Origin of the sequence: uncultured Methanobrevibacter sp. (genome assembly GCF_902774605.1) — an archaeon.
Lineage (GTDB): Archaea > Methanobacteriota > Methanobacteria > Methanobacteriales > Methanobacteriaceae > Methanocatella.
On sequence record NZ_CACYJE010000008.1, the window covers coordinates 45937 to 58495 of the forward strand.

Below are 12559 nucleotides of genomic sequence, written 5' to 3' on the forward strand. Positions count from 1 at the left end.
AGTAATTATTTAAATGAATGATTTTCTAATTTATTCTCAAAATTTTTTAAAACTTATTAACCATGATATTTAAACTATTAGTTAGGTGAAAAAATGGCTAACTTTGACGATATCGAAAGTGCAAGGGAATTTTTCTATAAGGATAAATTCGCAGTAAATACAGGAATAACATTGGATGAGATTACAGAAGACAGGGCAGTCTGCAGTCTGGAATTGACTGACGAGCATAAGAACGCTTACGGTGGAGTGATGGGTGGTGTGATATTCACATTGTCTGATTTTGCCTTTGCAGTATTGTCAAATCAAATACACCAGCTGACAGTGGCTCAGCAGGTAAGCATCAACTACCTCTCAGCTCCGAAAGGGGAAAAGCTCATAGCCGAGGCAACCTGCCGCAAGAGCGGGCGCACATCATCAATTGTCATTGTGAACGTGTCAGATGATGTTGGCCGTGATGTTGCGCAATTCGTAGGAACTGGCTTTAAACTCTAGTTCCCATACTCATTTTTTTTCAAGTCCCAGGACAGTATTGACTTTTTTCATGACATTGAGCATCCTATAGAATGATTTTTTCTTGGATATTCCGCCACTGTTTGGATTCAGCTCGAAGGCCCTGTTGAATGAGTTTATGGCTTTTGTGAGCTGTCCTGTTCGTATGAAGAGCTCTCCCTGTGCAAACCATATCTCGTCATGGTCTGGGTCGGTTTCTAATGCCTTTTTAAAGTGTTCCTCTGAGGATTCGAAGTCTTTCATGTCCCATGCTTCAACGGCTTCAAGCATGAGGTCATGGGCGGTGACTGTGCAATTGTCCCTTTTTTTGATCAGTTCGGATTTCAGGTTGATTGCAGCCTTGTTTTTTGTTTCTAGCTTGAAGACAAAATCATAGCAGTTTTCAGCCCTTTTATACTCTTCCATTTCAACCAGTATCCTGCCCTTTGACAGGAGTGCCGGAATGTTGGCGGAGTTCTGATTCAGGACTTGGTTTATGTATCTCAACGCTTCAGGGTAGTTCCCGTTCAATTCATGATACTGTGCCTTGTGGAACAGTCCCAAAACATTGTCGGGGTTTTCTTCAAGCAGTTCCGTTATAACCTCGTTTGCCTCATCATTCCTTTTAAGTGAAATGAGCGCATTTGACTTGAGAATCAGCAATTGTTCTGTTTTACCGTATTTCAGCTGCTTATCGCATTCCTTGAGAAGTATCTCATTGTAGCCGTTGGCCTTCCCGTAGTCGCCTATGATGCTGCATAGCTGGGCAAGGTTATTCAGGACTCCAATGTCGTCCGGCTCTAGGGATAGGCATTCAAGGTACTCGTCCTTTGCCTTTATGTATTCATGGTTTTTAAGGTATTCCTGTCCCTTGATGTAGTGCTTTTCGAATTCGTCTCTCTTAAACATGTTCCGCCTCATTGATGTGGTTTGCAATATTGATCAGGGCATCGATATTGTATGGGTTCAGGCTCAATAGCTCATTGGTGGTTTCCAGTGATTTGTATGTCTTTTTCAGATAGTTCAGTGAGTTGATTTTCAGCATGAGCATCATCTCGTTTTTAGGGTGCTTCTCGCATATTTCAATGATTCCCTTATGGTACCTTCTGGATTTTCCGTATTGTCCGGTGGCATTGTAGATGTCTGCTATCTCTTTCATACGAAGTATATTTTCAAGGTCATTATTGCTTTTACATTGCATGTTTTTTCACCTGTTCTATTTGGTGATTACTTCTTATTTCATTATTCCTTTTTAAATGTATGTACTAGGTAAATGCAATATTTATGTTAGCGTATAATTAATTTCAAGCCTAAATCAATATTGTTTTCAACTTGTAAAATGTGGCTATTTTGAAGTGGGCTTGGATTGTTTGATTTTTCTCGATTTGAGGTCTTTGTCCCATGCCGGCTTGAAGATTTTGATTAAGTCATTGCTTAAAAAATCGGGTCTTTCATGAATGTTTTGAGCATATTTTGATTGTTCGGGAAGTGTTATAATTTCATAAAGTCATTGTTTTGTTAATTTGCTTGCTTATAATTGATTAGAATTGTTTGTTTGTGATAATGTCTTTTTCTAGGGATTTTTGTATTTTTTCGGTTTTCGTTTAAACCATTTACTTTATAAATAATGAATTCAATAATTATTAAGTGACTAATTAACAAGTCGTGAAAAATCATGATTCGAAGTTGCACTGCCGCAGCTTCGAATTTTTTTTATAAGATCATGATTGTTGTGAATGTAAACATTTATATTTCATGAACTCCTATTTTTAAGCATGTCAGAAAATTTTGAAAAGGAAAATATTTTTGGAAAAGGCAATCCGAACGACGCATTTGCACAATACTTCATTGGAAACTCATTTTTAAACCCGTTGGTTGATTTTGAGGATAATTTGCTCTTCGTTGCAAATGTCACATTTGAGCCTGGCTGCAGAAACAATTGGCACATCCATCATGCGGAATCCGGCGGGGGCCAGATACTCTTGTGCATTGCCGGAAAGGGATGGTATCAGGAAGAGGGATGTGACCCGGTTGAGCTGAATCCTGGAATGGTTGTGGAAATCAAGCCCAATGTCAAGCATTGGCACGGGGCCCAGAAGGACTCCTGGTTCAGCCATATAGCAATCGAGGTTGACGGAACCAACACCTCAAACGAGTGGCTCGAAGAGGTGGGTGACGAGCATTACAATGAGCTCTAATCCCAACCTTTTTTTCAATCGATTATTTGATAAAACCATTCATTTAAATCAATAGTAATCACAAGAACTATTGATTTAATTCAACAATATTTCACATATTTCATAACAATCAATCAATGTAAAATATTTTCACGGCACAGTCTATATCACCACACTATTTTTTAAATATTTCCTGAAACATAATTATTATAAGTGATTAAAATGGAACTTTTAGACGTGATGCTTAAAAGAAGAAGCACAAGAAAATTCAATGACGAACCCGTAACCAAGGATGAGCTGGACAAGATATTGACATCAGCGCTCTTGGCTCCCACCAGCATGAACAGAAAGCCATGCAACTTCATGGTTGTCGAAAGAAAGGAAACTCTTGAGGAGCTGTCAAAATCCAAGGACCATGGTGCTGACCTGATCAGAGGCGCCGACAAGGCAATAGTTGTCGTGGCGGATACATTAGTTGCGGACACATGGATTGAGGACTCATCAATCGCGCTGACCTACATGCACTTGATGGCGAGTGAACTCGATATCGGAAGCTGCTGGGTTCAGATACACTTGAGAAGCAGAAATGGGGAGGATTCAGAGAAAATCGTAAGGGAAATCCTTAAAATCGATGACCATTATCGCATAGTGGGAATCCTTGCCCTCGGCCATTCCAATGACATTCCGGATGCACATGAGTTGGGCGACATTGACAAGAGCAAGATCCACTTTCTGGTTTAGTCACTTATTAACCCTTGAATAGTGACAAAATCTTTAAATATTTTCTTAATAAATTACTTATATATAAATGAATTGAGAGGGAATACAAATGCACGTAAAAGATTTATTGGACAGCTTGGACATTAGGGTGAAATTGCCTCAGCACTGGTATTCAACAGACATAAGCGATGACTTTGAAGATGCTGAAATCCTGCAGAATGATGAAATAATTAAAATAGAAACGGTTGGGGAGAAAAACACTAAATTGATTCTCATCGACGTGAATGATGGGATGAGCGTAGTGACAAAATTCCCTGATGGAAAAGTCATTGGGGTAAAGTACCTTGATAACAAGGACGACTTTGAATACATTGGAAAGCCGTCAGAATTATATTACTAAATATTTAAATATGCTTTCAAATATAATTTAAATTAACTAAAATTAGGAGGAATTACTATGGCTGATAAAAAAGCTCCTGCAGATGGCTGGCCTGTAATCAGTGGAGACTACATTGTAGGGGACCCGGAAAGTCCCGTGGCAGTAACCACTCTCGCTTCACACATCGAAGCGGAATTGTCCGGAGCAGCTATTGCAGGACCATGCAAGACAGAAAACCTTGGAATAGAAAAGGTGGTGGCAAACATCATATCCAACCCAAACATCAGATTCCTGATACTTGCGGGTGCGGAAGTGCAAGGCCACATCACCGGTCAAAGCTTCAAGGCATTGCACGAAAATGGTGCAGACCCTGACAAGAAGAAAATCATAGGAGCAACCGGAGCAATCCCATTCGTTGAAAACGTTCCTCTTGACGGTGTTGAAAGATTCCAGCAACAGCTTGAAATAGTTGACCTGATCGACACTGAAGACATAGGGGCAATACAATCAAAAATCAACGAATGCGTAGAGAAAGACCCTGGAGCTCTCGAAGCAGAACCGATTGTCATGGAAGTCGACGAGGAAAAAAAGAAATTAAGAATCGTCGATAAAAAAGAAGAAAAAGTTGAATCTGAGGCATAGATTATGCCTCAAATTATCTATTTTTAATATTTTACACTAGAATAATCCAGTTTCACCTAAACGCTCTTCAAAGTAATGTGAAGCGTCATCCGCCTTTTCCTTAATGATGATTGCAATGATGATTGTTGCAATTGCAATGGCCATAAGGATAACGGCCGCAGGAATGTAATTGTGCCATACCACACCAAGCAATGACTCCCTTATCATATTGATTGCATATGTCATCGGCATGTATGGATAAATCACCTGGAAGAGGTCTCCCATAATCTCAATAGGGTAGATTCCTCCGGTTCCGGAAATCTGAAGCACTAATAGGACCACTCCTATTCCTTTTCCAACCTGGCCCAGTGCGGAAATCAGGGAATACATGAAAACCATGAACGTCATGGACACGAGAAGCCCTGAGAATATGAACAATAAAGGTTCCACAATGTCTATTCCAAGTATGAACAATCCGGATATTGTAACTCCCGCCTGAAGCAAGCTCATTATGATGAACAACAGCAGCTTGCCGAAATACATTTCAAGAGGGGAGTATTTTGTGCCGGTACTTGTTCCCGGCTTGACCATGACGCATGTGATTACCGCTCCAACCCACATTGACAGGACGATATAGAATGCAGCAACGCTGGAGCCGTAATTGGATGCTGGATAAATCTCCTCACGGTCCAACTTGACTGGGGAGTAAATGTAATCTCCAATCACTGACTCGTTCACTCCAGTCACACTGGACAGTGAATTTGATGCGCCGGACAATGCTCCTGCAGCGGAGAATAATGCCTGTGCCGCTGAAGATGACAGGAGTTCTGAACCGGCTGCAAGGCTCAATGCACCCTTGGCCAATTGGCTGGAACCGTCAGCAACGTCGCTTGCACCATTGGCAACATCGCTGGCTCCACCTGCAACATCGCCTGCACCGTTGGCAAGCTTTGATGAACTGCTTGCAAGCTGAACTGAACCCTCAGCCAATTCGCTGGAACCGCTTGCCAATTGTGAACTGGAATTTGCAAGCTGAACTGATCCTTCAACCACTTCCTTGACCGGGCTTGGAAGCGCTGACGGGTTTGCCTGTGACTCCAAGTCACTGGCGCCCTTTTGAACCTGTTCGGAACCTGACTTGATTTGGTCGGCTGAACCTGACACCTTGCTTGCGCCGTCATCAACTGCCTTTGAACCTGACTTGACCTTGTCAGCACCCTTATTCACGTCGGATGCTCCTGTTTTCACCTTGTCTGCACCGCTTGTCACCTTGTCTGCACCTGAAGACACTTCGCCCGCTCCGGATGAAACCTGGCTTGCACCGCTTGACAGCTGTGTCGCTCCGGATGACAGTTGGCTTGACCCTGAAGCCAGGCTGCTTTGGAGCTCGCCAAGTTTGCCGTAGGCAGCAACGTTAATGAACTCCACGATTTTAGCGTTCATTGTCCTGTAGACTGAATTTGCGGCGCTGTCTGTTAACTTGCTTGCAACGGGGTTTGCCTTGATGTTGACGATATACTTGATTTCAGCTGATTTCGGATTGTCGGAGGTTATTGAGATGACGTCCTTACTCAGGTCCTCGGGTATGATCATCCCTGCATAGTACTTGCCCGAATCAACGCCCTTTTTCAGCTCGTCCTCACTCACGAATACCCAGTCGAACTTGTCATTGTCCTTGAGCTCCTTTGTGAGTTCATTTCCCACATTGAGGGTCATGTTCTCGTATTTTGCGCCCTTGTCAAGGTTGGCTATGGCAAATTGGACCTCATTTGTATTTTCATACGGGTCCCAACATGCCTGTATGTTTAAAATCGCGTAAAGGGAAGGTAGGATTATAAGGGCAACCAATACAACAACGACGATTGGGTTTTGAAAGGCTGCCTTGAAATCGTTTTTCATTATTTCCACAATGTTGTGGATGTCTCTTCCGCTCATTTGTTATCACTTTTTATTCCATTTAGGATAATGTCTAGGAAGTCTTCAGTATATTTTTCAATGCTGTATTTGGGTTTTTTTCCGTAAATTTTCCAAAGAATCATTGATTCAAAAAGGATACTGAACATATTTAAGGCTAATATGTCTGGATTGATGTCTCTGATTTCGTTTTGTCTGATTTTCAAAGAAAAAAATTCGCTTAACTTGTTGATTATGGTTTCGCTTATTCGAAGGAATACTTTCTTTTCGCTTGGAATGTCTCTTACCTCTTCGATTCCAACTTTCAGTATTGTCATCTCATTGTCGGTTAGGTTGACCGTTCTCTCGAAGCTTCGGGTCAGGTATTCCTCCACCTCCATTTCTGGAGTGTAGTCGAATATCTCATTTAGTTTTCCAATAAACCTTTCGCTGTAGTGTTCTTTTGCAATGTTTATTAGTTTTTCTTTGTTTTCGAATTTTCTGAATAGTGTTACTTCACTTACTCCAGCTTGATTAGCTATTTTTTTGGTTGTGGCTCCTGAAAAGCCTTCTTTTTCTAGAATATGAAATGATGCGTTGATGATTTTCTCTTCAACGCTTCCATTTTTAACTTCCATAATGTAAGTAAGTACTTACTTTCATATATACGTATGCTTTTGCACGCATATGCTTTTATGCCTTTTTCTAAAAAATGCAAAACCTTTATATATTAAGTCAAATATATAATTATTTGCAGTCGTGAAATATGTATTTTTCAAAAAAATATGGATTAAATAGTAAAGCTTATATACTATTAAATCTAAAATAAGATTGCAAAAGTGCATCATCTTTAAAAAAATGCATTAACTAAAATCCACACCATTGTTTTTTAAGGTGACAAAAAAATAAGTGAGGTAATAATATGAACCAAAAAATCAACTGGAGCGAAAAAGTAAAAGACCTAGACAAAACAATCAGAGAAGAAATTGGTATAGAAGAAGAAAACGAAGCAAAGCACATCTTGATCAAAGTCCAGACAAAGTCTGCCGAAGCAATCGAACCGGCATTCATTGTTGGAGAAGATGAACTTTTCCTCGATTTATTCGTCCTTTCACCACAAGGACCAGGAATCACATCAACCGCTGTTCTAAAAGACAACATCCAAAGCGTAGGCGTAATCGGAGGAGTGTCAGCCGAAAAGGTCGACCCATCAGAAATCCCCGACGAGACTCACCTGCTCGATGACGTCTCAGGACTATACCAATAGCTAGTTTTTGGCACACCACCAAAAACTAATGCTCATTCACCAACCATTGTCAAACATAACAATTGAACACCAAAAACTCATTTTAAAGTGATTAAAATGAAAAAAGTGAAACTCGAAGATATGGCAGAAATATTTTCAGGGCTCTCCTACAGGAGATACCTGGACGATGCCGGCGAAAGATTCCAGGTCATCGTTCAAAGATCAATCAAAAAGGACGGCGAACTATCAGACTTCGATGAGCTGGCACTCAAAAGCAACATCAAGGAAAGATACTTCACACGCCAAAACGACGTATTGATGAAAATGCCATATCCATATGATGTAGTATGTGTAAAAGAGGAAGGATTAGTCATAAGCGACCGAATAGCCATCATCAGACTCAAAAAAGACTATGACCCTGACTTTATCACACACCTACTCACCAATACCCATATAAAAAAGCAATTGCACGAACTGGGAAGCAGCGAAAAAATCCCACACACTTCCCTGAAAGAGATAAAACAGTTGGAACTGATCGTGCCTGACCTAGACACCCAAATCAAGTACGGCGAACTTCTAAACACAATCAATGACAAGATATATGCAGATCAGCGCCAACTTGAATATGACAGGAACCTGAAAGAGGCAATACTCAACGATTTATGGGGTGAAGACAATGAAGGCTAACTCCAGAAAATCAAACAACTACTCAATTTTAAGAAACCTCACATCCAAGGCAAGAAGCTTCAAGCTGCCCGATGAGATAGACTACATCGTGATATACACCTTTTTATACAAGTACTGCTCAGACAGCCTGAAGGACCATTTCCTCATGACCCTGGAGGACAAGGAGATGACCCTGGATGAGGCATACGATTCCAATTACTATCAGGAAGTCTTGAAGGAAGACTCAATGCACTTATACGGATTTCACATTGAAAAGCCCGATGCATTCATAGATGAAGTGATAAACAACAGCTACTCCGACAGGTTCTTCCTTTCAGAATTCTTCACTGTATTTCCACGAAACATCACATTTAGCAAGGATTCAAAGGAGAAGGAATACTTCGACTTCCTCTTTAAAACAATCTCACAGGAGATAAAAATCGACAAGTACGAATTTGAAAGCGAGGTCAAACTAGCCATCAAGGAAATAATCTATGCGATATCAAAACTTGACCTGTACGAGTCAGCATTCTCATTCGGCAAGGTCTTTGATGTGCTGTCATCATCAAGGATGATGCATATCCAGCTGACACCAGACTACATTTCACAATTGCTCTCAGCACTGATCAGCTGCGACAAGACCTCCATCAAAAAAGCATATGACCCCTTCCTGAAGGATGGAAACACCCTGATGAAGCTGTCAGACGAATGCGAAATGGGAGTTACATATTACGGCAAGGAACTAGACAGGCTGACCTACTGCTACGCAATCACAAGATTCCTGATCAATCACTTCAACCTGGATTATGTGGAATTCAGAAACGAGGATGCAACAGAATCCATAGACATTGACGGAGCATCATTTGATGTTATAATGTCAAAAATCCCAGTGAAAATAAGGAATTACCACTCCTCCAAGCAAAACAGGAACAACTTTGAAATAATCCGGAGAAACAAGAGAACCGAACTCGAAAAGGTCCTGCTCAGCGAGTTCAACATGAACAGCGACTCATTCGCAAAGGACTCTGAACTGAACAGTGCACTGGAAAACCTGCTTGAAAAGATAGATGTTGAAGCGGCTTCAGATGTGGAATTCTCCGGCGAGTACGAATCCTTAAAGGACAGTGAATTTCTGTTTTTAATTAATCTGATAGAATCGCTTAAGGACGATGGGGTCATGGCAATAAGCATTTCGCAAAACTTCCTGTTTAAGAATTCCCTAAACACCCTTAGGAAATACTTGACCCTGGAGAAGAATTACATTGACACGATAATAAGCGTTCCAGAGGAAATCGGAAGAAGAAGGCCTGAAGTCATCATTGTATTCAAGAAGAACAGAAGCACTCAGGGAATACTCTTCATTGACATTTCAAAAGAGTATGAAACACAAAAAAACAGGATATTGTTCCCGGGCCTCTTTAGGAGAAACCTGATTTTCGCCGATGAAACAATTGCTAAAATCAAGGATGTTTATTCCAAAAAGCTCACAATAAACAAGTTTTCAAATCTCATCTCCGTCAGAGACATTATCAAGAACGATTTCAACCTCTCAGTGTCCCGCTATGTCGACACTTTTGAAGGCAAGTTCATAAGATTGGAGGATTTGAAACAGGAAAAAGCAGAAATAGAATCTAATGTCAAGGAATTGAACTTGAAAATAGAAAAAATGATGGATGAGTTAAATATCCGTTTCTAGAGGGATGTTCCCAATGATTTCATCATTGATTTTTTCCTCATCCTTTTTGAAATATGACAGATGGACAATATTGTCCTTGAAAAGATACACCGTTCCAAGGCCGGCATCGTTTTCAAAAGTGAAGGAGTCTTCAATTCCGGTAGTGTCCTTTTTTTCAAAGGAGGAGTCAAAGGCATTGTTCATGACCTCTTTTGCAGCCTCAATGTTTACTGTGAAAACAGTATTCTTTATTTTTGAATCGATCAGGTAGCTTTTCAATATTTTCTCATGGAAATCCCTGTATATTCCACTGTTCAGGAACAGCTCAAAGCCACGGATTTCACCGTCAACCATTACCATAACGCCGGTTTGCCCGTCAAGGATCTTGAACTTCTTAAGTATTTCCTTATGGTTGGACTTGATGTTCTCGTAACTTTCCTCCATTGCACTGGTGGGGGAGGCGTAATCGTTTTCCGATTCGAGAGTGTCAATGGATGACCAAATCACATCCTGGTATGATGTGGAAACCCTTGAGGCATACTCCTTGGCTTTTCGGGTATTGTAATTGGCCATGTACTCTGATTGCTTGAATTCGCTTTTATAGGCCCAGCGGTTTTTCTCGCTGCAGCTTACAGGAATCTTCATCTTGCTTTTGGCATCAATCAGGATGGTTGCGTTGACGATTCGGTTCTGGTCTCCTCCAACGACCTCTTCACCGTCGATTAGGATTAAGGGGGTCACGGCATGGTTTTCAACGATGAGCGTATTGACCTGGGAACTCTCGCATTCCTTGACTTCAACAAGGCCCAGTTCCAAACCCTTTTTAAGTGTCAACAGGTCAATGTAGTTCCTTTCACTTCTCAAGGGTATGACCGCAATGTTCTCATGCACTTGGGCGGGCAGCAATTCAACATGGGGGTTTAAGTTAACGTCCGGTTCAATGCTCATCATTTCAATCATCCGCCGGATAATTCTTTTGAATGTAGGCTATGTCGATTTCAGTTGGGTTTTCACACATGTAATTGACGTCGCTTTCAGGATCTTCAACTTCCTTGACGAATTCATCGGCAGTCAACACTTTGGCTATTGTGATGTTGTTGTGTATGAATTTGATTTTGGCGAAGTACTCATCAGTGATCTTGTCAAAAATCCTGCCTGAACTCATGCATCCCTTGACAACTGTATTTGTGCTGTTTGCAACGTAACCGAACTTTCCGAAATACCTCATCTCGCAGGCTATCGCTTCGGTGTCGTACTTGTTGTCCGGTTCCTTTACAAGCTTCACCAGTCCGTTCAGCTTCAACGGCTTTTCACCGTGCATGTTTTGAAATGCGATTATTGTAATGTACAAAATTATCACCTTGTGTATATATTGTGTTTTGAAGTATTTAAATGGAATCGAAGAACCTGTTGATGTTCTCCCTATGTCCGATAAACAGTATCAGGTCATCCTCCAGGAATTTGAAATCGGATTTGACGTCAGTGAAAGTGTCCTCTCCACGAACGACACCGGTGACCTTCAAGTTATTCTCTTCAAAGGGGAAATCGTCAATGTGGGTGTTTTCACTGACCCTGAGGGAATCGATTTCCAAATCGGTGTACTTGTAGTTAAGGTAAGTGGAGATGTCCTCGGATGTGACTGTCCTGAACGCATCATAATTGTTTGACCTCAAGTCATTCACGGCGTCGGTGATCTCATCAACATCCTTATTGTAATAGTCCATGATTCTGGTAAACATCATTATGCTTGTTTCAAACTCTTTAGGAATGATCTCATCTGCGCCGGCTTCAATGACATCGTCAATGCTTTTCAGATACCTTGTGCGCACTATGATGTGAATGTCCGGGTTCAGGCGCCTGGCGGCATCGATTGTTTTCATTGTCTCCTCATAGGTTGAAGCGGATATCACGATGCATTGGGCTGAAGTGATGTTCAGTTCCTTCAGGACGCTTTCATTTGACGCCCTTCCATATATTATCGGCAATCCCAGTGCCTGCTGGTTCTCAACGATGGTGGGGTTCATGTCTACGATTCGTATTGGAATGTGGAATTGTCTGCAGGCCTTGGCAATGTGCTTGCCGTTGCGGCCCAAACCGACAAGGATGACATGGTCCTCGACATCGCCTTTCTCTTCCAGTTCCTCAGGCAATGCTTTAAGCTCATCGTCAACCTGGAAATATGGGAATCTGGCGAATACTTTCACTATTTGAGGGGTTGCCTTTTCCAAAAACGGCGTCAGTGACATTGTAAGAATGCTCACGCCCAGAAATACGCTGAAGAACTGGCTTGTCATCAAACCGTAAGCCATTCCCTCTTTTGCAAGGACAAATGAGAACTCCCCAATTTGACTTAAAAGAATGGCTATGCTGACGGATACTTTTGTAGGCAGTTTCAAGGCCATTCCTGTGACGAATGTTGCTGAAAAGTTAATTATCACAATTATGACTGTCAGCATGACTATGATTCCGATGTTTGCAAGAAAGAGGTGCAGGTTAACCATCAAACCGATACTTATAAAAAACAGGCTCATGAACACGTCCTGGAAAGGCTGTATGTATCCCAGGGTCTGGTGGGAATACTCTGTCCTTGAAATAAGCAGTCCCGCAATGAACGCCCCTAATTCGGGGCCTATGCCTATGAGGCTTGTTGCAAAGGTTGTTCCCATACAGATGAAAAGTGTCAAAAGTAAAAA

At 41.4% G+C, this 12559-nt stretch carries 14 protein-coding genes and 1 pseudogene; 8 read left to right on the forward strand and 7 right to left on the reverse strand.

What is annotated here, in order from left to right:
- Positions 1-93 precede the first annotated feature (93 nt).
- A complete protein-coding gene (locus QZU77_RS03310) occupies positions 94-492 on the forward strand; it encodes a PaaI family thioesterase (RefSeq protein WP_295599968.1) in 399 nt (132 codons plus the stop codon).
- A gap of 9 nt (positions 493-501) precedes the next feature.
- Here QZU77_RS03310 and QZU77_RS03315 read toward each other — a convergent pair whose 3' ends face one another.
- Positions 502-1398 (reverse strand): lipopolysaccharide assembly protein LapB, encoded by an 897-nt coding sequence (locus QZU77_RS03315; RefSeq protein WP_295599971.1) that lies wholly within the window; start codon positions 1396-1398, stop codon positions 502-504.
- Positions 1391-1690 (reverse strand): hypothetical protein, encoded by a 300-nt coding sequence (locus tag QZU77_RS03320; protein WP_295599974.1) that lies wholly within the window; start codon positions 1688-1690, stop codon positions 1391-1393. The genes QZU77_RS03315 and QZU77_RS03320 overlap by 8 nt, the downstream gene beginning before the upstream one ends.
- Before the next feature lie 574 nt (positions 1691-2264).
- Here QZU77_RS03320 and QZU77_RS03325 point away from each other — a divergent pair.
- From QZU77_RS03325 to mtrA, 4 genes and pseudogenes are all read left to right on the forward strand, one after another.
- Positions 2265-2687, forward strand: coding sequence for a cupin domain-containing protein (locus tag QZU77_RS03325; protein WP_295599977.1), 423 nt, complete (start codon positions 2265-2267; stop codon positions 2685-2687).
- Between the two features lie 201 nt (positions 2688-2888).
- A complete protein-coding gene (locus QZU77_RS03330) occupies positions 2889-3407 on the forward strand; it encodes a nitroreductase family protein (protein WP_295599979.1) in 519 nt (172 codons plus the stop codon).
- A gap of 88 nt (positions 3408-3495) precedes the next feature.
- On the forward strand, positions 3496-3786 hold the full coding sequence (locus tag QZU77_RS03335; RefSeq protein WP_295599982.1) for a hypothetical protein: 291 nt from the start codon (positions 3496-3498) through the stop codon (positions 3784-3786).
- Positions 3787-3843: 57 nt separating this feature from the next.
- Positions 3844-4347 (forward strand): annotated as a pseudogene (mtrA, locus tag QZU77_RS03340) (tetrahydromethanopterin S-methyltransferase subunit A); the annotation flags it as partial.
- A 96-nt stretch (positions 4348-4443) separates the two neighbouring features.
- On the opposite strand, the gene QZU77_RS03345 reads toward mtrA, so the two are convergent.
- Both QZU77_RS03345 and QZU77_RS03350 read right to left on the reverse strand, forming a co-directional pair.
- Entirely contained in the window at positions 4444-6321 is a 1878-nt protein-coding gene (locus tag QZU77_RS03345; RefSeq protein ID WP_295599985.1) for a YhgE/Pip domain-containing protein, read from the reverse strand.
- Positions 6318-6917: a TetR/AcrR family transcriptional regulator gene (locus tag QZU77_RS03350; protein ID WP_295599988.1), complete on the reverse strand. Its 600-nt coding sequence runs from the start codon at positions 6915-6917 to the stop codon at positions 6318-6320. The genes QZU77_RS03345 and QZU77_RS03350 overlap by 4 nt, the downstream gene beginning before the upstream one ends.
- Positions 6918-7201: 284 nt before the next feature.
- Between QZU77_RS03350 and QZU77_RS03355 the strand changes: the two genes are divergently transcribed.
- The 3 genes from QZU77_RS03355 (at position 7202) to QZU77_RS03365 (ending at position 9887) form a co-directional block, all read left to right on the forward strand.
- Positions 7202-7546, forward strand: coding sequence for a hypothetical protein (locus QZU77_RS03355; RefSeq protein WP_295599992.1), 345 nt, complete (start codon positions 7202-7204; stop codon positions 7544-7546).
- 96 nt (positions 7547-7642) lie between these two features.
- A complete protein-coding gene (locus QZU77_RS03360) occupies positions 7643-8212 on the forward strand; it encodes a restriction endonuclease subunit S (RefSeq protein WP_295599995.1) in 570 nt (189 codons plus the stop codon).
- On the forward strand, positions 8202-9887 hold the full coding sequence (locus tag QZU77_RS03365; RefSeq protein ID WP_295599998.1) for an N-6 DNA methylase: 1686 nt from the start codon (positions 8202-8204) through the stop codon (positions 9885-9887). Before QZU77_RS03360 ends, QZU77_RS03365 begins: the two co-directional genes overlap by 11 nt.
- Here QZU77_RS03365 and QZU77_RS03370 read toward each other — a convergent pair.
- The 3 genes from QZU77_RS03370 to QZU77_RS03380 form a co-directional block, all read right to left on the reverse strand.
- A complete protein-coding gene (locus tag QZU77_RS03370) occupies positions 9870-10817 on the reverse strand; it encodes an ARPP-1 family domain-containing protein (protein ID WP_295600001.1) in 948 nt (315 codons plus the stop codon). The two genes, QZU77_RS03365 and QZU77_RS03370, sit on opposite strands and share 18 nt — an antisense overlap.
- Position 10818: 1 nt before the next feature.
- Complete coding sequence (locus QZU77_RS03375) at positions 10819-11217, reverse strand: HIRAN domain-containing protein (RefSeq protein ID WP_295600006.1); 399 nt, start codon at positions 11215-11217, stop codon at positions 10819-10821.
- A 37-nt stretch (positions 11218-11254) separates the two neighbouring features.
- On the reverse strand, positions 11255-12559 hold a 1305-nt coding region (locus QZU77_RS03380), incomplete at its 5' end, for an NAD-binding protein (RefSeq protein WP_295600009.1).

Coding starts and splice junctions, on each gene's coding strand:
- QZU77_RS03310 (WP_295599968.1), top strand. CDS start 94: ATGGCTAACTTTGACGATATCGAAAGTGCAAGGGAATTTTTCTATAAG.
- QZU77_RS03315 (WP_295599971.1), bottom strand. CDS start 1,398: ATGTTTAAGAGAGACGAATTCGAAAAGCACTACATCAAGGGACAGGAA.
- QZU77_RS03320 (WP_295599974.1), bottom strand. CDS start 1,690: ATGCAATGTAAAAGCAATAATGACCTTGAAAATATACTTCGTATGAAA.
- QZU77_RS03325 (WP_295599977.1), top strand. CDS start 2,265: ATGTCAGAAAATTTTGAAAAGGAAAATATTTTTGGAAAAGGCAATCCG.
- QZU77_RS03330 (WP_295599979.1), top strand. CDS start 2,889: ATGGAACTTTTAGACGTGATGCTTAAAAGAAGAAGCACAAGAAAATTC.
- QZU77_RS03335 (WP_295599982.1), top strand. CDS start 3,496: ATGCACGTAAAAGATTTATTGGACAGCTTGGACATTAGGGTGAAATTG.
- QZU77_RS03345 (WP_295599985.1), bottom strand. CDS start 6,321: ATGAGCGGAAGAGACATCCACAACATTGTGGAAATAATGAAAAACGAT.
- QZU77_RS03350 (WP_295599988.1), bottom strand. CDS start 6,917: ATGGAAGTTAAAAATGGAAGCGTTGAAGAGAAAATCATCAACGCATCA.
- QZU77_RS03355 (WP_295599992.1), top strand. CDS start 7,202: ATGAACCAAAAAATCAACTGGAGCGAAAAAGTAAAAGACCTAGACAAA.
- QZU77_RS03360 (WP_295599995.1), top strand. CDS start 7,643: ATGAAAAAAGTGAAACTCGAAGATATGGCAGAAATATTTTCAGGGCTC.
- QZU77_RS03365 (WP_295599998.1), top strand. CDS start 8,202: ATGAAGGCTAACTCCAGAAAATCAAACAACTACTCAATTTTAAGAAAC.
- QZU77_RS03370 (WP_295600001.1), bottom strand. CDS start 10,817: ATGATGAGCATTGAACCGGACGTTAACTTAAACCCCCATGTTGAATTG.